Annotated in this window: 24 protein-coding genes; 4 read left to right on the forward strand and 20 right to left on the reverse strand. The window is 53.1% G+C overall.

The window, feature by feature from the left end; genetic code table 11:
- Nucleotides 1-147: 147 nt before the first annotated feature.
- The 7 genes from C1A10_RS10510 to C1A10_RS10540 form a co-directional block, all read right to left on the reverse strand.
- Nucleotides 148-474, reverse strand: coding sequence for a branched-chain amino acid transporter permease (locus C1A10_RS10510; protein ID WP_101910215.1), 327 nt, complete (start codon nt 472-474; stop codon nt 148-150).
- Nucleotides 471-1196, reverse strand: coding sequence for an AzlC family ABC transporter permease (locus tag C1A10_RS10515; protein ID WP_101911630.1), 726 nt, complete (start codon nt 1194-1196; stop codon nt 471-473). Before C1A10_RS10515 ends, C1A10_RS10510 begins: the two co-directional genes overlap by 4 nt.
- A gap of 116 nt (nt 1197-1312) precedes the next feature.
- Nucleotides 1313-2107 (reverse strand): ABC transporter ATP-binding protein, encoded by a 795-nt coding sequence (locus C1A10_RS10520; RefSeq protein ID WP_101910216.1) that lies wholly within the window; start codon nt 2105-2107, stop codon nt 1313-1315.
- 12 nt (nt 2108-2119) lie between these two features.
- Nucleotides 2120-3052 carry an ABC transporter permease gene (locus C1A10_RS10525; RefSeq protein WP_101910217.1) on the reverse strand — a complete coding sequence of 311 codons (933 nt, stop codon included), beginning with the start codon at nt 3050-3052 and terminating at the stop codon, nt 2120-2122.
- Nucleotides 3053-3140: 88 nt separating this feature from the next.
- Nucleotides 3141-4202 (reverse strand): ABC transporter substrate-binding protein, encoded by a 1062-nt coding sequence (locus C1A10_RS10530; protein ID WP_101910218.1) that lies wholly within the window; start codon nt 4200-4202, stop codon nt 3141-3143.
- Nucleotides 4203-4458: 256 nt separating this feature from the next.
- Nucleotides 4459-5481 carry a sugar kinase gene (locus C1A10_RS10535; RefSeq protein ID WP_101910219.1) on the reverse strand — a complete coding sequence of 341 codons (1023 nt, stop codon included), beginning with the start codon at nt 5479-5481 and terminating at the stop codon, nt 4459-4461.
- Between the two features lie 45 nt (nt 5482-5526).
- A complete protein-coding gene (locus tag C1A10_RS10540) occupies nt 5527-6492 on the reverse strand; it encodes a bifunctional 4-hydroxy-2-oxoglutarate aldolase/2-dehydro-3-deoxy-phosphogluconate aldolase (RefSeq protein WP_101910220.1) in 966 nt (321 codons plus the stop codon).
- Nucleotides 6493-6780: 288 nt separating this feature from the next.
- On the opposite strand from C1A10_RS10540, the gene C1A10_RS10545 reads away from it, so the two are divergent.
- The gene (locus tag C1A10_RS10545; RefSeq protein ID WP_101910221.1) at nt 6781-7563 is read left to right on the forward strand and encodes an IclR family transcriptional regulator; all 783 of its coding nucleotides are present in this window, start codon (nt 6781-6783) and stop codon (nt 7561-7563) included.
- Between the two features lie 112 nt (nt 7564-7675).
- Here the strand turns inward: C1A10_RS10545 and add are convergent, their stop codons facing one another.
- Nucleotides 7676-8680 carry an adenosine deaminase gene (gene add, locus C1A10_RS10550; protein WP_101910222.1) on the reverse strand — a complete coding sequence of 335 codons (1005 nt, stop codon included), beginning with the start codon at nt 8678-8680 and terminating at the stop codon, nt 7676-7678.
- Between the two features lie 179 nt (nt 8681-8859).
- Between add and C1A10_RS10555 the strand changes: the two genes are divergently transcribed.
- Entirely contained in the window at nt 8860-9681 is an 822-nt protein-coding gene (locus C1A10_RS10555) for a purine-nucleoside phosphorylase (RefSeq protein ID WP_101910223.1), read from the forward strand.
- 77 nt (nt 9682-9758) lie between these two features.
- Here the strand turns inward: C1A10_RS10555 and C1A10_RS10560 are convergent, their stop codons facing one another.
- The 7 genes from C1A10_RS10560 to C1A10_RS10590 all read right to left on the reverse strand — a co-directional run bounded on the left by C1A10_RS10560 (nt 9759) and on the right by C1A10_RS10590 (nt 15611).
- Entirely contained in the window at nt 9759-10229 is a 471-nt protein-coding gene (locus C1A10_RS10560; RefSeq protein ID WP_101910224.1) for a C-GCAxxG-C-C family protein, read from the reverse strand.
- A 142-nt stretch (nt 10230-10371) separates the two neighbouring features.
- Nucleotides 10372-11763: a glucuronate isomerase gene (gene uxaC, locus C1A10_RS10565; protein ID WP_101910225.1), complete on the reverse strand. Its 1392-nt coding sequence runs from the start codon at nt 11761-11763 to the stop codon at nt 10372-10374.
- Nucleotides 11764-11814: 51 nt separating this feature from the next.
- The gene (locus C1A10_RS10570) at nt 11815-12585 is read right to left on the reverse strand and encodes an SDR family NAD(P)-dependent oxidoreductase (protein WP_101910226.1); all 771 of its coding nucleotides are present in this window, start codon (nt 12583-12585) and stop codon (nt 11815-11817) included.
- Nucleotides 12586-12606: 21 nt separating this feature from the next.
- On the reverse strand, nt 12607-13818 hold the full coding sequence (locus tag C1A10_RS10575) for a UxaA family hydrolase (protein ID WP_101910227.1): 1212 nt from the start codon (nt 13816-13818) through the stop codon (nt 12607-12609).
- A 13-nt stretch (nt 13819-13831) separates the two neighbouring features.
- Nucleotides 13832-14173, reverse strand: coding sequence for a UxaA family hydrolase (locus tag C1A10_RS10580; RefSeq protein ID WP_101910228.1), 342 nt, complete (start codon nt 14171-14173; stop codon nt 13832-13834).
- A gap of 8 nt (nt 14174-14181) precedes the next feature.
- Complete coding sequence (locus C1A10_RS10585) at nt 14182-14847, reverse strand: RraA family protein (RefSeq protein ID WP_101910229.1); 666 nt, start codon at nt 14845-14847, stop codon at nt 14182-14184.
- A 20-nt stretch (nt 14848-14867) separates the two neighbouring features.
- Nucleotides 14868-15611 (reverse strand): SDR family NAD(P)-dependent oxidoreductase, encoded by a 744-nt coding sequence (locus tag C1A10_RS10590; RefSeq protein WP_101910230.1) that lies wholly within the window; start codon nt 15609-15611, stop codon nt 14868-14870.
- A gap of 159 nt (nt 15612-15770) precedes the next feature.
- Between C1A10_RS10590 and C1A10_RS10595 the strand changes: the two genes are divergently transcribed.
- Nucleotides 15771-16481: a GntR family transcriptional regulator gene (locus C1A10_RS10595; RefSeq protein ID WP_180951093.1), complete on the forward strand. Its 711-nt coding sequence runs from the start codon at nt 15771-15773 to the stop codon at nt 16479-16481.
- On the forward strand, nt 16462-17580 hold the full coding sequence (locus tag C1A10_RS10600) for an enolase C-terminal domain-like protein (RefSeq protein WP_101910232.1): 1119 nt from the start codon (nt 16462-16464) through the stop codon (nt 17578-17580). Before C1A10_RS10595 ends, C1A10_RS10600 begins: the two co-directional genes overlap by 20 nt.
- On the opposite strand, the gene C1A10_RS10605 is transcribed toward C1A10_RS10600, so the two are convergent.
- From C1A10_RS10605 to C1A10_RS10625, 5 genes are all read right to left on the reverse strand, one after another.
- Entirely contained in the window at nt 17577-18368 is a 792-nt protein-coding gene (locus C1A10_RS10605) for an alpha/beta hydrolase (protein WP_101910233.1), read from the reverse strand. The two genes, C1A10_RS10600 and C1A10_RS10605, sit on opposite strands and share 4 nt — an antisense overlap.
- Before the next feature lie 88 nt (nt 18369-18456).
- Complete coding sequence (locus tag C1A10_RS10610; RefSeq protein ID WP_101910234.1) at nt 18457-19764, reverse strand: TRAP transporter large permease; 1308 nt, start codon at nt 19762-19764, stop codon at nt 18457-18459.
- A complete protein-coding gene (locus C1A10_RS10615; RefSeq protein ID WP_101910235.1) occupies nt 19765-20256 on the reverse strand; it encodes a TRAP transporter small permease in 492 nt (163 codons plus the stop codon). It abuts the gene before it with no gap.
- Between the two features lie 125 nt (nt 20257-20381).
- On the reverse strand, nt 20382-21449 hold the full coding sequence (locus tag C1A10_RS10620; protein WP_180951094.1) for a TRAP transporter substrate-binding protein: 1068 nt from the start codon (nt 21447-21449) through the stop codon (nt 20382-20384).
- 48 nt (nt 21450-21497) lie between these two features.
- A complete protein-coding gene (locus tag C1A10_RS10625; protein WP_101910237.1) occupies nt 21498-22553 on the reverse strand; it encodes a LacI family DNA-binding transcriptional regulator in 1056 nt (351 codons plus the stop codon).
- Nucleotides 22554-22805: the final 252 nt, after the last annotated feature.

Below are 22805 nucleotides of genomic sequence, written 5' to 3' on the forward strand. Positions count from 1 at the left end.
AATTGTGCGCAATAGACGTACATTTGTGTTTTATACTTAATCATATCATATTTGCCAGGTTTAAACAAGAGATCGGACCGATTTGCCAAAAGAAAACGGGGAAATTTGATAGATTGACTAAATTATCAATGAGGAACATTGGTAGTGCTAGCGAAACAGGAATTGCACCATCAGCATATAGGCGGCAGTTGCCACGCCGATGGAAAGCAGGTTATTGCGTTTCCACAGGTGGACAAGCACGGTGAGCACAGAGGCAATCAGTTCCGGAGCTCCGAACGGAGATGCCGACAGGTCAATCCCACGCAGGCAGTAGACGACGAGCAGCGAGATCACCGCGTAGGGAAGTGCCAGCCCCAGATAGGTGACCGCCGGGGGGATTGGGCGGCTGCCGTGGAAGAACAGAAACGGCAGCGCCCGGCAAAAAACAGTAACCGCGGCGACGGTGCAGACAATGGCCAATGCGGAATCGTTCATTTCGCCACCCCCGTTTCTTTGGGATTGATCAGCCGGTGTCCGATCTGATTCCTGCCCAGCAGCAGGGCCAATACAGTGAGCGCCAGGGCGGGAGGCAGGAAACTGTTTGCGCCGAACAGCAGCAAACATGCCAGCCCGGCCGCAATCCCGATCACAGCGGGTATCCGGCTTTTTGCGGTCAGCCACTGTTCTGTAAAAATGACCAGAAATAATGCGGTCAATGCAAAGTCAAGCCCTTTGGAGTCAAAACGCACCAGTTCCCCAAATGCCGCGCCCGCCACGCTGCCTGCCACCCAATAGCATTGGTTGAGCAGCGAGATCAGAAAAAGAAATTGATGCTTTTCGATTCCGTCAGGCGTTTTGACCGAACAGAGCAGGGAATAGGTTTCATCGGTCAGACTGAAAATCATATATGGTTTGCGAAACCGGAATTCCCGGAACAGTTCAATCATGGAAAGGCCGTAAAAAGCATGGCGGATATTGACAACCAGAGTGATAATTGCCGTCTGCAATAGTCCTGCCGGATTGGTAAGCAGCCCAACCAGCACGAACTGCATGGAACCGGCATAAACGATGAGGCTGGTGAGAAGCGCCCACCACCAGCCGTATCCCGCCTTTTGCAGTAAAAGCCCATATGCCATGCCTACAAACACGTAGCCGCAGAAAACGGGTGCGGTTGCGGTGAAAACTGCCTGAATCATTTTTGTTGACTTGTTCGACATCTTTGTCTCTCCATTAAGTTTTATAAAAGAATTGCCGCTTTTCAGCGGCATAAATCTGTCCTCAAACGGACAGGTAAAATTGTGTTTTTGATTCGATGATTGATGACGAGAAAGGGCTAAGACAGCATCATGCGGTCGTTGGCAAACTCTCCGCCGCTCGCGGTGCCGAATTTGGCCAGCAGATCGGCGGTCTTGAGGTTTTTCTTTTCCTCGCCTTCCACATCATAGATAATGCGGCCTTCATACATCATGATCAGACGGTTTCCGATGCGGATGGCGTCTTTCATATTGTGGGTGATCATCAGAGTGGTCAGGCTGTCACGCGTAACGATTTCCTGTGTGAGTTCCAGCACCTTGCGCGCTGTTTTGGGGTCGAGCGCGGCAGTATGTTCGTCGAGAAGCAGCACTTTGGGTTTCTGGAGGGTCGCCATCAACAGGGTGAGCGCCTGCCGCTGGCCGCCGGAAAGCAGGCCGACCTTGGATTTCAGACGGTTTTCCAGCCCGAGATCAAGGCTCTTCAACTTCTCTACATAGGATTCCCGCTCCTCTTTGGTAATGCCCCAGCTTAAGCCGCGTCTTTTGCCGCGGCGGAACGCCATAGCAAGATTTTCTTCAATGCCCATGTTTGCGGCGGTGCCCATCATCGGGTCCTGAAATACGCGCCCAAGCAGCCGCGCACGTTGGTGCTCCGGCTGGCGGGTGATGTCCTGCCCATCCAGAAAGATACTGCCGCTTTCCACAGAATAGACGCCGGCAACCGCGTTCAGCATGGTTGATTTCCCGGCTCCGTTGCCGCCGATGACAGTGATAAAATCGCCCGGCTTAATATGCAGGTTCAGGTCAATCAGCGCTTTTTTTTCGTTGACAGTTCCCTGATTAAAGGTCTTACAGACATTTTCAATTTTCAGCATGATGCTTCCCCCTTAACCCGCTTTGCCGACGGCAGAGCTTTTCATAGCGGCGAAAAACGGCCGCAGCGCCTGTTTAATCACCGGAATCGCCAGTGCAAACGCGACGATCACCGCTGTCAGCAGCTTGAGATCGGTGGATTTTAGCCCTAACTGGAGCACCACAGCGATAATGACGCGATAGACAATGGAGCCAAGCACGACGGTGAACAGCTTATAGGCGAAGGAATGCTCTCCCCAGCCGAAAACGACCTCGCCGATGATGACTGAGGCAAGACCGATGACGATTGTGCCGGTGCCCATGCCAACGTCCGCATAGCCCTGCTGCTGGGCAACCATGCCGCCGGAAAGGGCGACAAGACCATTGGAGAGAAACAATCCGGTGATTTTCATGTTATCGGTATTGCCACCCAGCGCGCGCACCATATATTCGTTGTTGCCGGTTGCCCGGATGCAGCAGCCAAGCTCTGTGCCGAAAAACCAGTAGAGCAGGGCGATGACGATTACGCTTACTGTGATGCCAAGCGCCAGCGCGACAACCGTTTTTGACGGGGAAAGAAAGGAAAGGCGGGTCACAATGGTGTCTTCACCAAGCAGAGGCATGTTGGCCTTTCCCATTACACGGATATTGATGGAATAGAGAGCGATCATCGAAAGAATACCGGCAAGGATGCCGGGAATTTTCAGTTTGGTATGGAGCAGCCCCGTAGCCACACCCGCAAGCATACCTGCCATCAATGCAAACAGCAGCGAAAGAAAGGGATCCATTCCCTTGACGATCAGAATGGCGCTGACCGCCCCACCCAAGGCAAAGCTTCCGTCAACCGTGAGGTCCGGATAATCCAGAATACGGAAAGTCAGGTATACGCCTATGGTCATGACACTCCACAGGATGCCCTGCGACGAAGCGCTTGGAATCGCCTGCAGAATGGTGAACAGGATGCCCATGATTAAAAACCCCTTTTACAATGACATAACAGGGCGGGCTGAAAAACCCGTCCTGTTGTGTAATATCTTTTATATGGATGGTCGGAAATTATGCCGCTTTCTCTGTCCTGACAATTTCTGCCTGATCAAGAAGTTCCTGAGGAACTGTGATGCCCAGCGCGTCAATCGTATCCTGGTTCAGCACGAGATCAGTCTGCTCGAGATATTCAATCGGCATATCCCCGGGGTTTGTTCCATCAACCATTACTTTAACCGCCATATTGGCAGTTTGTTTGCCAAGGTTATAGTAGTTCAGGCCATAGGTACCCAGACCGCCGTTCTTCACCATGCCCGGTTCCGCGACAATTACGGGGAGTTTGGCATTGCTGGCGATCATTGAAACGGTGGCCATGCCGGAAGCGATCATATTGTCCGTGGGGGTGTAAACCGCGTCGACTTTATCGACCATGGATTCGACCACCTGCTGGATTTCATTGGAGCTGGAAACCGTGAAATCAACCGATTCAATACCCATGGTTTTCAGCTGCTCTTTCGCGAGATTCACCTGGAACTCTGAATTCGCTTCGCTGGAGCAATAAAGCATACCGACTTTTTTCACATCGGGGACAAGCTGCTGGAGCAGCTCCATCTGTTCTTTAATCGGGTTCAGGTCAGAGGTTCCGGTCACATTTCCGCCGGGAGCGTCATTGGAAGCGACAAGCTTGGCATCGGCAGGGTCGGTAACAGCTGTGACCAGAATCGGGATCTCGGTGGTCGCATTGGCAACTGCCTGCGCCGCCGGAGTGGCGATGGCGAGAATCAGGTCGTCCTTGTCGTTCACCAGTTTGGAAGCGATGGTGTTGCAGTTGGCCTGCTCACCCTGCGCGTTCTGATAATCAATAGCGATATTTTTTCCATCCTCATAGCCAGCTTCTTTCAGTCCGTCCACAAAGCCCTGATAAGCGGCATCAAGCGCGTCGTGCTCAACAAGCTGCACCACGCCGATTTTATAAACTTTGTCAGCCGGCGCTTCAGACTGTGCCTGGGAGGCAGCGGGTGCCTCGGAAGAAACGGCAGCCTCCGAAGACGCGGGTGCGCCGGAAGAACCGCATCCTGCAAGAAACGCTGCCGTAAGGGAGAGCGTCAGGACTGCTGCAAGTAATTTTTTCATAAGATATCCATCCTTTCGGGTTGGCTCAGATATTCTGTTCATTTACTCTTTTAAAGCTTTTAGCTATTAAAGTATACTCCGTTTCACCAACACCGTCAACCCATGAGAAGCACAAAAACGTGAAAAAGCCTGCTGCAATTTTTATGTATTCTGTGTCCGGATTTTACATTTTCCGGTTGCACGGCAAAGCCCGCCGCGTGCTTGGCCACGCGGCGGGCTTCTTATAAAAAATCAAAGTGGGATTATAAAGAAAAGGTTATCTTTGCACGCGGCCGGAACCGTCGCCGCCTGCAAGCTTTTTGACTTCATCAACGGAAACCATGTTCAGGTCGCCTTCGATGGTGTGTTTGAGGCAGGAAGCCGCAACCGCAAATTCGATTGTTTCCTGCGGAGCGAAACCGCTGATGCAGGAATAGATCAGGCCGGCGCCGAAGCTGTCGCCGCCGCCTACGCGGTCCACAATGTGAATGAGATAATTTTTGGAGAAGTAATACTGGCCGTCAGTGTAGAGCATTGCCGCCCAGTTGTTGTCGTTAGCGGAAATGGAGCCGCGCAGGGTAATGGCAACCTTTTTGAAACCGAAACGGTCTGCAAGCTGCCTGGCAACATCTTTATAGCCCTCGTGGTTGACTTTACCGGTGGTGACATCGGTATCGGAAGCCTTGATGCCGAAAACGTCGGAAGCATCCTCTTCGTTCGCGATGCAGACATCGACGTATTTCATGAGGCCTTCCATGATCTGTCCGGCTTTTTCACGGGACCAGAGGTTTTTGCGGTAGTTCAGGTCGCAGGAAACGGTGATGCCCTTTGCTTTCGCGGCTTTGCAGGCCTCGAGGCAGATTTCGGCAACATTGTCGCCCAGAGCCGGTGTGATACCGGTGAAGTGGAACCACTCAACGCCTTCAAAGATCTTATTCCAGTCAAAGTCGGCAGCGGTGGCTTTCGCAATCGCGGAACCGGCGCGGTCGTAAATGACCTTGGACGGACGCTGGGAAGCGCCTTTTTCGAGGAAGTAGATGCCCACACGATCGCCGCCGCGGGTGATCAGAGAGGTATCAACGCCAAACTCGCGCAGCTTGTTGACAGCGGCCTGGCCGATGTCATGCTTCGGCAGCTTGGTTACAAACGCGGCGTCAATGCCGAAATTTGCGAGGGAAACAGCAACGTTCGCTTCGCCGCCGCCGTAGGTGGCGCCGAGGGACTGTGCCTGAACAAATCTATAATAGCCTTCCGGAGCCAGGCGGAGCATGATTTCGCCAAATGTAATTACTTTTGCCATGAAATGGTTCCTCCCGTATATTATAATGAATGGTTAAAACAGGGATTACTTCTTCTGGAGAAGGTGAACGGCGAAGCCGGCAATTTCATCCTTGAAATAGATTGCAGGATAGTTGCCTTTGGCGTCTTTCTTGGCGACTTCATAATTGAATGCAAAGCCGAGACGCTCAAAATGGGCGATTGCGCGCATCACATTGTTGGTGGCGATGGCAATATGGCCGTTTTTGCCGAGATACGGGGTCTTCATGACCTCCACGTATTTGCCGGCAAATATGGAACTGTTGCCAACCTTGGTTTCGAAACCAAACATCAACTCAAACAGTTTTGCAGCTTTAAGAGCTTCGTCTTCGTTTTCCGCGTTGATGCCGATGTGAGCAAGTTCGAAGCCCATCATGGTCTGGACGGCCTCTTTGCACAGGCGGGTGATCTCGTCGAACTTGCCGTCGTTGATCAGGTCGGCCTTGACCATCCAGGACCCGCCGCAGCAAAGAATTTTATCAAAGGAGAGGTAATCGTTGATGTTTTTGGCGCTGACACCGCCAGTGGGCATGAACTTCATGCCGGTGTAGGGGGCGGAAATCGCCTTGATGTAGTTAATGCCGCCCGCCTGCTCTGCCGGGAAGAACTTCACGACATCCAGACCAAGCTGAATTGCCTGCTCGACATCGGAAGGATTGGCGCAACCGGGGGTAACGGGATAGCCTTTTTCCACGCAGTAAGCGACAACCTTGGGGTTGAGGCCGGGGCTGACAATAAATTTAGCGCCCGCTTTGATTGCGCGGTCGACCTGCTCGGTGGTCAGAACCGTACCGGCGCCAACCAGAACCTCGGGGACTTCCTTGGCGATGCGGCGGATCGCTTCCTCGCCCTCGGCAGTGCGGAAAGTTACCTCGGCACAGGGCAGGCCGCCGGCAACAAGCGCTTTGGCAAGGGGAACCGCTTTCTCAACATCATCAATTTTGATGACAGGGACAATGCCGATTTGGGAAAGCTGTTTCAGGATTTCGTTCATATTATTCACCTCATATATTTTGTTACCGTTTTGGTTTCATAATGTGAAACCAAGTTCCGCAATGTGGTCACAGTTTTATTATACCGAATCCATGGATGTTTGCAACCCTTTTTTTAAAGTTTTCACAAAAATAATCCGCAAAATTTCACTTGCTTTTTTGGCAAAACCAGTTAAAATGGAACTTAGTTCCACATTATGAAACCGACGGCCGGCCTTTTTAAAGCGGTTCAGCCCGGGTGCCTGCGTCTGCCATAAAGCCGGAACAGACCCGAAAGGAGAAATGCCACAATGGAAAATCAGCCCTCCGTCCAGTCGCTGGAGCGCGCCTTTGATCTGATAGAACGCCTTTCCCGCAGCTCGGACGGGATGCTTCTCATGGAGCTTTCCGCCGCAAGCGGCCTGCATAAAAGCACCGTCCACCGCCTGCTGTCGTCTTTGGCAGCCATGGGGTATGTGAAAAAGGACGAGAGCTCCAACAAATACCGGCTGACACTCAAGCTGTTCGAGCTGTCGGGGCGTGTAGTGGACAACCTTGATGTTCTGGAAATCTCCAAGCCCTATCTGGAACATCTGCGCAACGCCACCCAGGAAGCGATTCATCTGGTGGTGCGGGAAGGAATCGACATTGTCTATGTCTATAAGCTGGACAGCAAAAACAGTTCCATCCGCATGTTTTCCCGCATCGGGATGCGGCGCCCCATGTACTGCACTGCCGTCGGCAAAAGCATCCTTGCTACCATGTCCGACGACGAGGTCATTAAAATCTGGGGCAAAAGCGATATTAAACGTTACACGGAACATACGGTGGTGGAACTTGGTCCGCTTTTCCGGGAACTGGAGGAAATTCGGCGGAAAGGCTATGCGCTGGACAACGAGGAGAACGAGCTAGGCGTGCGCTGCATCGGTGCGGTTGTGCGGGATTATACAGGACGCGGCAAGGCGGCGCTGTCTATTTCCGCCCCGATCGCGCGCATGACGGATGCCCGCATTGCCGAGCTGTCGGGCGAAATTCTGCAAACCAGCGCAGCTATTTCTGTGGAGCTGGGCTACCGGGCAAAGCCGGAAACGTAACGAAGACGGCATACTGCCAATTCCGTATTAGCTTTTCCCCGGAAGATGCAGGATATTCCTGAACCGGAATCGATCAAAAAACCGGCGCGTGGTAAATTCCACGCGCCGGTTTTTATACGTAACGGTCAATTTCCCGCAGCAGGGACTGCCTGATCTCGCCAGGGGCAAACGCCACGGCGGCCGCGTTGCGGCACACCTGCCGAAGCTCTTCATGGGACGCACCGCAGTGTTCCTGAAGCAGCGTCATTTCGCGGGTGATGGTGGTTTTGCTCACCGTCCGGTTGTCGGTGTTGACTGTCACCATCGCGCCCGCCTCCAGAAACTGGCGGAACGGATATTCCTGCCATCCTCCGACCGCTTTTGTCTGCAGGTTGCTGACGGGGCACAGTTCGATTCCGACCCGCTTTTCCACACAGCGGCGGAGCAGGGCGGGATTATGGCGCATCGCGATGCCGTGGCCGATGCGCTGAGCGCCGAGATCAAGAGCGGCGGAGATCTCCTGCGGATCGCCGCATTCTCCCGCGTGGATGGTATATGGTACGCCAAGTGCCCTTGCAAGGCGGAACATCTGTGTGTGATTCGTGAGCGGATATGCCTTTTCATCGCCTGCAATGTCGACGGCACAGACACCGGCGTTCAGATATTCTTTCGCAAGCCTCACGACCTCCAGATTCGGTTCAATGGGAAAATGGCGCATGCCGCAGAGGATTGCGGCCGCGGTGATGCCGGTTTCCTGCGCACCGAGGCGCAGACCTTCGAGGACGCCCTCTATCGTGTCCCTTGGAGTGAGCCCATCGCGGGAGGAAAGCATCGGGGCGAAGCGCACCTCCAGATAGCGCACATGCTCGGCGGCGGCATCCCGTACCAGCGCCCGCGCCGCCAGCGAAAACTGCTTTCTGCCGCGCAGGCAGGCAAGCGGCAGATCGAATTTTTCCAGATATTCCGCGAGGCTTGCGCAGTTGTCGTCCGCGCGCAGCAGCCTGTCGAGTTCGGCATCATCCTGCGGCAGATCAACTCCGCTTTCTTCGGCCAGAAGGCGGACTGTCTCCTTGGACAGGGACCCGTCCAGATGACAGTGCAGTTCGATTTTTGGCAGCCCTTCAATCCAACGATCCATAGCCCTTTCCTCCATTTCAGATATCCAGATGATTATCATTATCATACCACATCTTGAAAAAAATAAAAGAGAGTTTCGCGGTTCTACCGTCAGCGGAGAGAAATTGATGGCATGTATTTCCACATAAAATATAGTATAATAATATTGTCATGAGAATAATGCTTCAGGAGGTCATAAAAATGGAACTTTCGGCGTGTATTGAACAGGCGGCGGCATATATCCGCAGGGTGACGGATTTTCAGCCGGAGATCGGCATGATTCTTGGCAGCGGGCTTGGCGATTATGCCGGGCAAATCGAAACCCCCATCTGTATTCCCTATCATGAGATCCCCGAATTTCCGGTTTCCACAGTGGCGGGGCATGCAGGGCAGTTTGTTCTGGGAGAGCACTTAGGCAAAAAAGTGATCGTCATGCAGGGGCGGTTCCACTATTATGAGGGTTATTCCCAGCGCCAGCTGACAATGCCGGTACGGATTATGAAGCGCCTTGGGGTGGACAGGCTCGTTGTCACCAACGCTGCGGGCGGCGTCAACCTGTCGTTCCATGCGGGAACGCTGATGATGATTTCCGACCACATCAACTACTCCGGCAACAACCCGCTCATCGGTTCAAATTTGGACGAATTCGGTCCGCGCTTTCCGGATATGAGCAATGTGTACGATCAGCCGCTGCGCCAAAAACTGCGGGAAGAGGCAAAAAAGGCGGGGATCACGCTGGACGAGGGCGTTTACATGATGTTCAGCGGCCCCAATTATGAGACTCCTGCCGAAGTACGTATGGCCCGTGTGCTCGGGGCGGATGCCGTTGGAATGTCTACCGTTCCGGAAGCGATCACCGCCAGCCACTGCGGCATGAGGGTACTGGGTATTTCCTGCATTACCAATATGGCGGCAGGCGTATTGAATGCGCCGCTCTGCCATGATGAGGTGGTGGAGACCGCAAACCGCGTCCGGGCCGATTTCGTGCGGGTGCTTGATATCATTCTGCAAAAGGTGTTTTGATCTATATAGGTGCGAAAAAGGCAGGCCGGAGGATGACCGTCTCCGAGCCTGCCTTTATTGAGAAGTATGCATGTGAATTAAATGAACCGCTGCTCAGCCTGCACGGACTGAATTTTCCGTTCTATAATATCCGCCGCGCAGACAACCAGCTCAGCGCAGGGACGTTTCCGATAATAGGCGTCTGTCCGTTTTTCCGGAACGGGGCTGTCGGCGCCTTTGCCAAGCCCCAGCAGTTCCCGGCAGATGATCGAATGGTTTTCGGCCCGAAACTGCGCGGCAAGCTCCTGAATCAGCTGATAGTGCTTTGCCTTGGCTTCAATGTTCTTCGGGTCGGAATAGCCGAACTTCATTCCGGCGACCATAAACATGCCGCTGACCGCGCCGCAGACCTCGCGCAGCCGCCCCATGCCGCCGCCGAAGGAGGAGGACAGCCTGAGCGCCGTTTCAAAATCGACCCCTAAATCCTCGCTGAAAGCGGCAAGTACGGACTGCGCACAGTTATAACCCTGACAAAACAGCTCCTGCGCCCGTTGTGAATGACTGGCCAAACAATGACTCGCCTCCGTATAGATATCCTGCTTTTTATTCTGATATCCCTATATTAATACGATAAAGGGTATATGTCAATAAAAAATCAGCCCTTCTTCACAAAAAACAAGCCTGCGAACGGTTCCGCAGGCTTGTTTTCAATTAGAGGCCAAAATATTCTTTTGCGTTATAGTAGCAGATATTTTCCACAACGGTTTTCAGTTCTTTTTCGCCGGAAAAATATTCGCCGCGCTCCACCAGGGTTCCCAGATAGCTGCAAAGCATCCGGCGATACAGCTCATGACGCGGGTAGCTTAAAAAGCTGCGGCTGTCAGTGAGCATGCCGACCGAAAGGCCGATGGGGTACAGGTTTGCGACGGCTTCAAACTGCCGGAGGATGCCGTAAGGCTGGTCGTTGAACCACCACGGCGCGCCGAGCTGTACCTTTGCGCGGGTGCCGCCCTCGCAGAACCCCGCCGCCAGGATGGCAAAGGTTTCAATCTGTGTGGGGTTGAGGGGGTAGAGGATGGTTTTGGGCAGCGCCCCCTCGGCGGTCAGGTAGTTCAGCAGGCAACCGACGCTCTGTACCGAGGTGGTGTCGTCGGTGCAGTCGTATCCAGTAGCGGCGCCGATTTTGCGCTCCATAACGCGGTTGGCGCCCTGATAGGTGCCGATGTGCAGCTGCATGACGAACCCATGCTTCTGGTACATCCGCGCCATGCCGGCCAGGCAGGCGGATTTGTAAAGGTCGATCTCCTGCCTGCTCAAAGTCCCGCCTTTCGCAGCTTTGGCAAATACCGTTTCCGTCTGTTCGGGTGTAAAGTCTTCCCAGGTGAAGCTTTCAATACCGTTATCACTGATCATCGTGCCGATGCTCTTAAAAAATACCAGCCGCTTTTCCAGCGCGGCCATCAGATCGGCAAACGACTTGATTTCCATATCCGCCGCCTTGGCAAGCTGGGGCAGATAAGCCTGAAACGCGGGCTTTTCACAGTAAAATGCTTTGTCCGGACGGTAAGCGGAAAGGATGCGTACCTTGAGAGACAGATCGTCTTTCAGCTTCAGATGATAGTCCAGAGAATCGGTGGGGTCCTCGGTAGTGCTGGCAACCTCCACGTTGGAAACCTCCATACACCAGCGCGGCGTCATCTGTTTTTCGGCAATCATCGCCTTGGTTCTATGGTAGATTTCCTCCGCGTTTTCTGCGCAGAGCGGCTCGTCGATGCCAAAAAAGCGCTTCAGCTCCAGAGCGCACCAGATATAAAGGGGATTGCCGATGAGCTGCGGCAGAATTTTTGCAAAAGCCAGATATTTTTCGTAGTAGCTTGCTTCGCCGGTAATATACATTTCATCAATCCCGAAAGCGCGCATTGCCCGCCATTTGTAGTGGTCGTGCGCCAGCCACATTTCGCCCAGATCTTCAAACACCTTGTTTTCATAGATTTCCCGGGGCAGCAGGTGGCAGTGGTAATCGATGATAGGCATCTGTTTGGCATAGGCATGATAAAGATGCCTGCCGGTTTCATTGGTCAGGAACAGATTTTCGGAAAACATAGCTCCTCCTTTTGCGGCGATTTGGCTGATGCCGCAATTAAAATTTTCCGCTTAGAAGCCGATCAGAGCGCCGCCGTCCACCGGCAGGCAGGTCCCGGTGATATAGCGGGCGGCATCGCTGCAGAGGAATACCGCCGCCATACCGATGTCCATCGCGTCGCCGACTGTGTTCATGGGGATACGCCCCAGAATTTTGGCGAGGCGGGGAGGATCGTTGTCGGTTGCCTTATGGAACATCGGGGTGTCAATCCAGCCGGGGGCGATGGCGTTGACGCGGACGTTGTGCGCACCGCATTCGGTGGCCAGTGTATGCATGAGGCCGAGATAGCCTGCTTTCGCGGTGGAATAGCCCGCCACATTGGGCTGGCCGATATAGCTTGTCATGCTTGCCTGAAAGAGGATGCTTCCTTTTTTGTTGGCTTTCATATGGGGAACCAGCGATTTGGTCAGCGCGAACGCGCCTACCAGATGTACATTGAGAACGCTGCAGTAGTCCTCGACCGTCATTTCCTCAATGGGCTTTTTGCAGTGGTTGCCTGCGTTATTGACCAGAATGCTGATCGGGCCCTGTTCCGCGATGACCCGGTCGACCATGGCCTGTGTCTTTTCGGTCTTGGTGATATTGAACTGATAATATACCGCTTTCCCCTCAAATTCCGCAAGCGCCTGCACGCCCTGCTCCGGGCTCTCAATGCTGAGCACCACAACTTTTGCGCCCGCGCCCACCATGCAGCGGGTAATCGCAAGCCCCAAACCGGTGGACCCCCCTGTCACGACAGCGGTCTGACCCGCCAGTGAAAATAGTTTTTCCGTTGTAAACATGGCCACATCTCCAATTTCGGTTTATTGTTCACACCGTTTGATAACGGCTTTTTCCTGATATTTGTAGGGAATAAAATATTCTTTGTGACCAAGCGCTTCGCTTTTGGTCTGATTGCCGCTAGCGTTTTCCGCTACCATTTCGGCAAGCCGAAGGGCAATTTCCTCGCGGGTACACATGCCGCTGAGTACCGACCCGGCATCAAAATCCATGTCCTCCCGCATATGCGCAAAGGTTTTGCTGTTCCCGGTAATTTTAAGGACAGGGGCTACCGCCGAGCCGACAACATTGCCTCTTCCGGTGACAAGGAATACCAGCTGGCATCCGCAGGAAATCAGTGCCATGAGCCCTTCGTTATCATTTGGGTTGGTGATTCCGAATTCCATCCAGTGCGGGTCAGGGGTGGAATCCAGCAGCCATAGCCCCGGTTGCGGCGGGCGTCCGCCTACCTTCAGCACCCCTTGAATCGGGCGGGAACCGCTTTTAATCAGTGCGCCCATGCTTTTTTCCTCGATGGTGGAAAGCCCGCCCGCGAAGTTGCCGGGGCTGACCGAATACTGCCGCACCGATTGGCAGTAGTCCATTGCCTTTTGATAAGTGAAAGAAATTTCTTCCTTCGCACGATCGTCCACGCCGCGTGCAACCAGCTGCTTTTCCAGCCCGACCGCCTCGACGATTTCCTCGAAGATCGCGGTGCCGCCGCAATCAACCAGCAGATCATAAAAACTGCCGACAGCCACATTCCCGGCAAGGCCGCTGGTGAAGTCGCTGCCGCCGCATTCGGCGCCGATGACCAAATCGGCAAATCCCATGGGGACGCGCGGTACCTGTTCCAGCGCTTTCTGCATCGCGCGTACGCTGTCCACTCCGCGCTCTATGCTCTTTTTAGTGCCGCCCACATCCTGAATGAAGAACCAGTCTGCTTCCTTGCCGGCCTCGGCGGCCTTTTTTGCCAGCCGTTCCGGCTGGACGTATTCACAGCCAAGCCCCACGGCGAGTACGCCGCCTATATTGGGGTGGCGGATGAGGGAGAGGAGGAGGCGCACGGCGTAATCATTGTCGGTGCAGCCTTCAAAACCAACCACTTCCACTTCGCTGTGCCCGACCTGCGATACGATCTGTTTGGCGACAAAGGCGGCGCATTCGACCGTGTAAATGACCAGCACCTTATTGCGGATGCCGATTCTGCCGTCTTTGCGCGCGTAGCCCTGCCAGCGCTTTTCTTTGAACTCCATGGACGCGGCCTCCTTATTCGTATTCCGTATCGGCGGGCGCTCCGGTCAAAACATCCAGATGAGAGGAACGCTCGTCCACAAGGCTTTTCATGCAGTGCAGGTGCACCCAGCTGCCGCATGGGATTGCAGCTGTGGCACAGCCGATGACCACGCCGTATTTGATGATTTCTTCCCCCGGCGCGATGTCCCGCAAGGCCAGCTTGTGCCCCATGGGGATTTCCTGCGCCGCGCGGACAGAAGGCCGCGCGGTATCTCCGGTCAGAGTGATCTCCCCGGGTTCCAGCGCGCTGAGCGCGGTTGCCACATTATCCGCTGTATCAATCACGAAAGCGGTCTGCTCCAGATTGTGCTCCATTTCACACCTCACAGAATTCCGAACACGCGGAATGCTTCGGTCGCGGTCATGCTGCCTTCGATGGCTTTGCGCACTTTCTTTTCGCCCGCCGCTTTTTCCAGCGCCTTTTCCAGCACTTCTTCCGCTACTTCCTTTGGAATGGCGAGCACGCCGTCCACATCGCCGAACAGCAGGTCGCCGTCGTGAATGGTGACCTGTCCTACCTCAATGGGGCAGCGAAAGTCGACCACCTGTGTTCGCACCGAGGAATCCTGCGCATAGCAGCCGGTGCTGAATACCGGCCAGTTCTGTGAGAGCACCTGCGGGGTATCGCGGTGCCAGCCGTTGAGCACCGCGCCGACCGCGCCGCGGGTACGTGCGGTGGCGGTCAGCAGCTCGCCCCAATAGGCGCAGCGCTTGGTGCCGCCGGTCGCGATATAGATTTCATTTTCTTCCAGCTGGTCGAGTGCCTCGGTCAGAAGGCCGAACGGCTTTTTCTGCTCGCCGAATACGTCGATCATCAGTACGGTCATCGCTTTTCCCGCCAGCTTCATATCCTCCCTGAGCGGGCGGATTTCCTGCGGCAGAAACTGATGATAGTAGCCCATGCCGTCCAGAATATCGCCCACCACGGGGGTATACAGCTTTTCTTTCATTAGTGCAAACATTTCTGCTTCATTTTTCCAAATAGCCATGATCATTCTCCTTTTTAAGATCAGAATCCAAATGCGAGGGCCCCGCCGTCCACGCTGAAATCCTGCCCGTTGATATATGCCGCGCTGTCGCTGAGCAAAAACTGTGCCATGGCGCCCAGATCATTCGGGTCCCCGAACCGGTGCAGCGGCATGCGCCCTAGAATTTTCTGCCTGCGCTCCGGGGTCATCACCTGCACGGACATTTCGCTCGGGAACCAGCCGGGAGCGATGGAGTTGACCGTGATATTGTCATTTGCCCACTCCACCGCGAGACCGCGGGTCATGGCAAGTACAGCGCCTTTGCTCGAGCAATAGGGGACCACTTCGGAAAAACCAAGGTGCGCCGCCATGCTGGTAATATTGATAATGCGTCCGACGTGAGGCGACTTGGTGAGGTAGGGATAGCACAGGCAGCTGAGCTTGAAAACGCTGTTGACGTTGACTTTGTGGATACGTTCAAAGTCCTCGTCCAAAAACTCCTCCGCGCGCCGCTTCACGGTAATACCGGCGTTGTTGATCAGAAAATCGATTCCATCCTTGTTGCCGATTTCCTGAACCAGTTCCTCCATGCGCGCATAATCACAGACATCGCCTGCGAGATGGATGACACCCGGCGCCACAGATGCGGAAGAATCTTTCACCTTTCCGCTCCGGCTTACCGCGTATACTTTTGCGCCGGCCTGCGCGAGTACATTTGCAGCCGCGTAGCCGATACCGCTGGATGCACCGGTAACAATACCGGTGCGGCCATTCAATTCAAACATAGACAATCCTCCGTTAAGAAATTTTTTAGTCTTAATATTGATATATCACATTGCTAGATTGTATCATTATATTATCAAAAAATCAATAAAAAAGGACATTGATTTTTTGAAAAAAACATGCTAATATATCAATATGCAAATCGTAACAAGGAGAAATGTATGATGGACAAACAAAACGGCAGCATTGCCGACCGCGTTTTTACCCATCTGAAAACCAAAATTCAAGATTGCGATTACATGCCGGGAGCAACGCTCCACGAGAAGCAGATCTGCGAAGAACTAGGGTGTGGACGCACACCGGTGCGGGAAGCTCTATTGGCGCTCAGAAAAGAGAATCTGGTAGATATATTCCCACGGAGCAGCATTCGCGTAAAGCCGATTACCGGTGGTTATATTAACGAGATATATCAGATTAGAAAACTGCTGGAATCCGCGGTCGCGTCTAAGTTTTGCCAGCTGTATGATAAATCAGCGCTTATGGCGTATGATGACAAATTTCAAACAGTAGACATTTCCGATGACCACACCTATTACACCATTGATACTGAATTTCATCTGTTTCTCATCCGTGTGACCGGAAATCAGACGCTGATTGAATTCTACAAAAGTCTGATGCAGGTACAGTATCGCATCGGAATGTATGCGTCCAGACTTCACACAGCCGTAAAAAGCGATACCTACCCTCAGCACCATACCATCATTCAGTCAATTCTCAATGAAGACCCGGCGGAAATTGAGCGTGTTGTAGCTGCACATGCAAACCGTTCTCTGGTAATTTCCTTAAAGGCAGCAAGCCTCTGTGCGGTATCTGATGATCTCGATAAACGGCAAATGAAAGGAGCATATAAAAATGAAGATTCAAAAGTTTGAAACCTGGTGGGTGAAGCGTGAGCGCTGTTTGTTTGACGAAAAGCGCCGGGGCGGAGCCGCCATGGACTGGGATGTCGTTGTTCTGAAATTGACCTGTGACAACGGAATCGAAGGGATTGCCACCTGCCTTGCGGCGCGCAGCGGCGCAGTTACCGAAAACTATCTGCACGACAGCATCGCGCCGGTGGTGCTGGGACGGGATCCGCATGACCGCGAAAAAATCTGGCAGGAGCTTTGGAACATTGACCGGCACCTGACGTTCTTCCCCGTCTATCTGCCCGGTCCGGTGGACGTTGCCCTGTGGGACATCTGCGCAAAGGAAGCGGGTCTGCCGCTTTATCAGTATCTGGGCGCTTACCGCGATCACCTGCCGGTCTATGCCAGCGGGCTGTTCCACGAAAAAACGGAAGATTATATCAATGAGGCGCTTTACTATAAGAACATGGGCATCCGCGCTTACAAGGCGCATCCTCCCGGACCCTGGACATTGGACATGGAAATCCACGGCAGGCTTCGTGAGGCGGTCGGAGACGACATGGTCCTGATGAGCGATCCTGTTGCCGAATACACGCTTGATCAGGCGATCGCAGTCGGACGGCAGCTCGAAAAACTGGGCTATCGCTGGCTGGAGGAGCCGTTCCGCGACTTTGAACTGTACAAATACACGGAGCTCTGCCGGACGCTGGATATCCCGATTGCCGCCACCGAGACTACCCGGGGCTGCCATTGGGGAGTGGCACAGGTGATTGCGCAGCGTGCGGCCGACATTGTGCGGGCGGATGTGAGCTGGAAAGACGGGATTACCGGCACCCTGAAGATTGCGCATATGGCCGAAGGGTTCGGACTGAACTGTGAAATCCATACAACGACCATGAACTATATGGATCTGGTGAATCTGCATGTAAGCTGCGCAATCCGCAACTGCGAATATTACGAATACTTTGTTCCGGAGGACGATTTCCAGTTCCCGATGAAAGGGAAACTCCCGATTGATGAGAACGGCATTATTACTGTTCCCAAAACTCCCGGCATCGGCGGAGAGCTTGATTGGGAGCTGATTGCAAGAAATTGCTGCTCCTATAGAACAGCGGAGATTTAAGATTTACCCGGCTGCCCCGGCAGAATTTGGTCCAGCCATTGCAGCGCAAGCGGCATCCAGGTTGCGACATGTGCGTCGGGCAGCCGGTTTTTTTCGGGCTGGCCGACCTCCGGCGTAGCGAGTGAAAGGCCGTGTGCGCCATAAGGGTAAAGGTGAAGTTCTGCCGTTACGCCGCATCGCAGCAGTTCTTCAAAAAACAGCAGGCTGTTTTGCACAGGGACACTTTCGTCTGCAATGGTATGCCACAAAAAAACAGGGGGAGTCTTTGGGGTCACCAGCTTTTCCAGAGAAAAGGCGTCCCACGCGGAGGTGTCCTTCCCCGCAAGTTGCTCAAAGCATTTCCTGTGGGCATAAGTCCCGGCTGTAATGACCGGATAGCTCAGAATAAGAGCGTCCGGCTTTTGCGCTGCCGGATCGATTCCGGGCGCAACCAAATCCGCACGGTGCCACAAAACGCCGAGACTGGCAGCGAGGTGCCCGCCTGCGGAAAACCCGCAGACAGTGATTTCCCGCACGCCGGGAACTCCGGCGTTGCCGCTGCGTACCGCCGAAACCGCCCAGCCAAGCTGCCGGAACGGCCGCCAGCCAAGCGGTGGGGGATCAATGCTGTAATGAAGGACAAACGCGTGGTAGCCGGCCTGGTTAAAGGCTTGCGCAATCGGGCGGTCTTCCCGGTCAGAAAGGAAATGATAGCCGCCTCCGGGGCAGACGATCACCGCCCCTTTGGCTTTGTCCGCAGGATAGCAGTCCAGCGAGGCGTTGTCAAAAGGGCATTGCAAGGTTGTCATCAGGACACCACCTTAATTGAAATTTTCGGGTTCCCGCGGTTTCCGTCAGGAAGCACGCGGGAACCCGTTTTAGCTGTTTATGGAAGGATTATGAGCCTATCACAGGCATCATAAGGTTGGGAAGCCACATGACCAAACCGGGAACATAGGTGATCAGCAGCAATACTGCAATCATAACGGCGAAGAACGGGAGCAGAGTTTTAACCAGCCGTTCAATCGGGACACCTGAGACAGCGCTGCCGACAAACAGTGTGCCGCCGACAGGGGGAGTGATCAGGCCGATACCCAGATTGAGAATCATGATCGCGCCGAAGTGGACCGGGTCAATCCCGATACTGGTTGCAACAGGCAGCAGAATCGGGGTGGCAACCAGGATGATTGCGGACATATCCATAATGGTTCCCAAAACCAGCATAATCACATTCAGAATGAACATGATGGCATATTTGTTGTCGGTCAGTCCAAGAATTGCGTTTACGACCATTTCAGGCATCTTCAAATATGTCAGCAGCCAGCCGAAGACTGTGGAGGTGGAAATCAAAATCAGTACAATCGCGAGTGTGCTGAGGGAACGCTCCATCAGTTTCCACATTTCTTTCAGGGTCAGCTCGCGGTAGATAAAGAAGCTGACGATAATGGCCCATACCACGGCAATTGCAGCGGATTCAGTCGCTGTAACGATGCCGGTTACAACGCCCAGAACCACGATAATAACAGTCATGAGGCCCCAGACGGAATCCGCCATGGTGGTTATCAGGCGTTTGATGCTGAACGGATCGCCTTTGGGATAATGACGCTTGACTGCAAGAATATAGCTGTAAATCATCAGCGCAATGCCGAGCAGAATGCCGGGCACAAAACCTGCGAGGAACAGGCGGCCGACAGATACGGAGCCTGCCACCATCGCATACATGACCATATTGTGGCTGGGAGGGATCAGCAGGCCCTGCACCGAACTGGTCATAGTGACGTTGGTTGCGAATTCCTCGTCGTAGCCCTGATCTTTCATCATCGGGATCAGGATCGTACCAAGGGATGCGGTATCGGCTGTTGAAGAGCCGGAAATCCCGCCGAAGAACATGGATGCCACAATGTTAACCATTGCGAGGCCGCCTCGGATCCAGCCGACAATTGCGTCAGAAAGCGAGATCAAGCGCTTGGAAATGCCGCCCGCACCCATCAGTTCGCCGGCGATGATGAAGAACGGAACCGCCATCAGGCTGAACACGTTTACACCCTTGACCATGATCTGTGCCACCTGCATCAGCGGCAGGCCGAGATAGGCGGTGGTCAGGATACTCGAAATACCAATCGCAAACGCAATGGGGAACCGGCAGATGATCATGGCAAAAAAGGTACCGACCAGAATAAAAACCGCTATGGTATTTGTATCCATTTAGTTTGCCCCCCTGTTCTCTTTGCCGGTATTTCTTTTGATAAAATTCAGCAGACGCTCTATTTCCATGAGGCACATGGCACAGCCCGCGACCGGCACCGAGAGATACAGCCACATGGACTTGATGCCCACGCCGGTGATGACGTTTTTACCGGCAAGCAGGGAAAATTTCCAACCGTAAATAATCATAAAGATCGAAAAACAGAAAATGCCAATCTGCGCAGCACATTTCATGACATCCGAAACCCTTTCGGGTACCAGGAAATCAATAATGGTCATGCGGATATGTGAGTCCTTTCGGATTGCAAGCGCTGCGCTGATTAAAGACATATATACCATACACATCAGCACGACCGGCTCTCCCCAGACGGGACTGCTTTTCAGTACGTATCTGCCGAATACCACATATGCGGTGATGCCAACCATACCGATGAAACACAGCTTGCAGAAGCTCATGAAAATGTGGTAGACAATGTCAAAAAACTTTGTCATATCGAATTCCTCCCTGTTTTGAAAAAGGGGCAGCGACAACGCTGCCCCTGGAGGGGATGCCGCCGGAGCTTTCGCGATTGGCACCAAGGCGACAGGTCTTCCCTTTCGTGTATCGGACTTTGCGTTTACATCGAAACGATTTTCTGGTAGTAATCTTCCAGGCCGACAATATATTTGTCAACCACGCTCTTGGTTGCCTCGATATACGGGGTCTTGTCGGGAACTTCTATGACGTTTGCACCGGCGGCTTTGATCTGCTCAAGAAGGTCTGCATCGAGTTTTTCAATGTTTTCCTTATTCCACGCTTCGGTTTCTTTGGACGCCTCTTTGATAATTGCCTGATCTTCTTCGTCCAGCGCATTCCAGACCTGTTCGCTCATCAGAATGATGGAGGGGCTGTAGGTGTGGCCTGTGAGGATATAGTTGGGGGCAACTTCATAGAATTTGTTGGAGAAATAACCGGAATGCGGCTGTTCCGCACCGTCAACGGTCCCGGCCTGCAGGGCGGAATACAGCTCGGAGAAAGAAATCGGGGTGGATTGGATGCCCAAGGCCGCAACTGTTTCGCTCATCAGATCGGTCGTGGGGACACGCAGCTTCATGCCTTTGAAATCGTCGATGGAGCTGACGGGCTTATTCTTAACGGTGAAGAAATTACGGGAGCCCTCATCCAGATAGAACAGGCCAACCATGCCGGTTCCGACTTCCTGAGGCTCCTTGAGGAACTCGTCTCCGATCTCGCTGTTCAGCACGTTCCACAGGTGCTCGCGGTCACGGAAGATGAATGGTAGACCAAACAGGCTGAGTTTTTTCACGCCGAAGTCAACCAGGCTGTTGGTGTTGCCGCGGGTCATATCGACTGCGCCGCCGCCCATCTGGACCGACTGATATGCCGTTTTTTCATCGCCGAGCTGGCCGGCGGGGAAAACTTCAATCGTGATGCGTCCGTCGGACTTCTCTTTTACGAGCTCCGCAAATTTATCGGCGCATTCATCCATGATATGACCGTCGGGATTCAGTTCTGCATACTTGAACGTATAGGTCTTTTTTTCGGAAGTTCCGGAAGCGGCCTCGGAAGACGAGGGAGCGGCTGAGGCAGCAGGTGCTGAAGACGAACCGGCAGCAGACCCGCAGCCGGCAAACAGGGGAATTGTCATTGCAGCGGCAAGAATGAGAGCAAGTTGCTTTTTCATTTTTATTTCCTCCATTTCTTATTTTACAGAATGCTCTGTAAACACCCGTTATAAATACATGTCCAGGTTGCTTTTAAACAGCAGTACGCTTTCCACATACTGAACGTCCCGAACGGGATCAATACCCTTGATCAGACGGTCCATCAATACCTTTGTCGCTGTGTAGGCTTGTTTATAGGGGTTCTTAAAAATAATATTGTTCAGGATGCCGGCTTCCATGTTTTCAACATTTTCATCAAACAAGTCGCTTCCGATTACCCGGAGACGCCCATTTAATCCGAGTGCCTTTACCACCCGGGCCATTGTAACGCTGATGCGGGCGCTGACACTGTACATGGCGGAGATATCTGGATTGCTTTCCAGGTGTTCGCGCAGACGCATGGCAAGATCCTGCTCGCTCAGAAACCCATAGACATTGATGGTATTGAGCTGAATGTTGTTTTCGGCAAGATAGTTTTCAAATCCCTGTACAATACACCGATGGGCGGTAATCAGAACGTCGCCCGCGCAGGTCAGCACACTGCTTCCTGCTGGCACCTGGCTGCTCAGAAGCTCCGCGACAAGCCGGCCTGTGACATCGTAATTGGCCTGTACGCATCCCATCCGGCCGCTTTCAGGAATGTCATCGCAGACCAGCATGACCGGGATGCCAAGCTCTGAAAAGTGCCGGATTGCCTGTTTTCCCCGTTCATCTTCCAAATGCCCGACGGTAATCAGCCCGTCGATTTCATTGTGATAGCGTGCAAGAACCGCATTGAGTTCCGCGCCCTGTCCGTTGACCTCCCCGTAGTAGGGAAGCTCGATCACCTGCAGGTTGTAATCATGCATTTCTTCCATATAAGCCCGGTATCCCTGCCAGACACAACTGTAATAATAGCGGTTTTGTTCGTTGGATCCCGGAAATGCGGCTACCACACGCAGGGCTTTGCGTTTGAGCGAAGATGCAACATAGTTGGGGCGGTAATCGAATTCCTTGGCAACTTCCAGAATCCGGGTGCGGACAGCTTCGCCGACTCCCGGTTTTCCATTCAGTGCCCGATGCACAGTTCCGGAAGAAACGCCGGCTTTATTCGCGATATCTTTAATGGTCGCTCGTTTTTCCACCTTAACTCACCATTTCTTTACTAAAACGTTTTATATAATATCAATAGCTTTATTTTAGTTCACATATGTTAGAAAGTCAATTATTTAATTTGAAGTTCACAGATTTTGTGTAATTAGACATGTCATATAATTGATTTTTGGCTGTTTGGTCTAAAATCCGATTAAATATACTAAAACGTTTTTTATTTCTTTCTTCTCAATACCGAATATGGTATACTTCTTTACACAAAACATATTCTCAAAAGATTCGGG

This window comes from Marasmitruncus massiliensis, from assembly GCF_900186535.1.
GTDB classification, from domain to species: Bacteria; Bacillota; Clostridia; order Oscillospirales; family Ruminococcaceae; genus Anaerotruncus; species Anaerotruncus massiliensis_A.